This is a genomic window from Pelotalea chapellei (genome assembly GCF_018531195.1).
GTDB classification, from domain to species: Bacteria; Desulfobacterota; Desulfuromonadia; order Geobacterales; family Pseudopelobacteraceae; genus Pelotalea; species Pelotalea chapellei.
The window spans coordinates 1-1,046 of record NZ_JAHDYS010000040.1; the positions used below are offsets into that span (position 1 = coordinate 1).

Sequence of the window (1,046 nt, forward strand, 5' to 3'; positions counted from 1 at the left end):
GTTGGAGTTGTCTTGGTGCTGACCGTCAGCGAAACCGTAGCTGATGCAGTAGAATAGTTGACAGCATCGGTCGGTGTGAAATCAGCCTTTAGCGTCTGTGTCCCTGCGGTATTCATCACCGTACCTGAAACCGGAGTATAGACGAAGGTTCCGGCAACAGTTGATGAAGCATTTAACTGGGTAGCAGAAAGAGCAGTTCCAACAAACACCGGAGCCGGAGCTGCCCAGGTAATGGCCGGAGTAGCCTTGGCAATGGTCAGAGTTCCTGTAGCGCTGCCGGTGTAATTGGTGTCGGTGATCGTAGCAACTACTGCGTAAGAACCTGCTGCAGTCGGAGCAGTCGCACTACCTGCATAGGTAATTGCAACGGAAAGACCTGCTGGAGTTGTTGCTGCAGTTGCTGTCTTGGCGCTGCCGTTATAGGTAGCGGTCAATCCTGCCAGAGTGACCGTTGCTGCCGCCTTGTTCACGGTCAGAGTCACGGTCTTGGTTACACTGTTGTAGGTAGTCGTATTGGTCGGATTGAATGTAACCGACAGAGTTTGTGTACCGGCATTCAGCACGGTACCGGCTGCGGGGGTGTAGACGAATGTACCGGCTACACTGGCGGTAGCATTCAACTGTGTTGCGGAGAGGGTGGTACCGTAGGTGATCGCCGCCGGGTTGTTCCAGGTGATGGTTGGATTCTGCTTGCTGTTCACGGTCAGGCTGACAGTTGCCGATACATTATTGTAGTTTGCTGCATCGGTGGGTGCAAAGGCAACGGATAGAGTCTGTGCACCGGCCGTATTCAACACTGTTCCTGAAGCCGGGGTGTAGACGAAGCTACCCGGAACGTTGGCAGTAGCGTTAAGCTGTGTTGCAGAAAGTGCTGTTCCTACGGTGATCGGAGCAGGAGCTGCCCAGGTAATGGTTGGAGTAGCCTTGGCAATCACGAGTGTACCGTTAGCTGTACCAGTGTAATTGGCATCGGAGACCGTAGCAACTACTGCGTAAGAACCTGCTGCAGTCGGAGCAGTCGCACTACCTGCATAGGTAATTGCAAC

Annotated in this window: 1 protein-coding gene; it reads right to left on the minus strand. The window is 53.5% G+C overall.

Annotation, left to right across the window (positions count from 1 at the left end; genetic code table 11):
- On the minus strand, positions 1-1,046 hold a 1,046-nt coding region (locus KJB30_RS17830; RefSeq protein ID WP_246545787.1), incomplete at both ends, for an MBG domain-containing protein.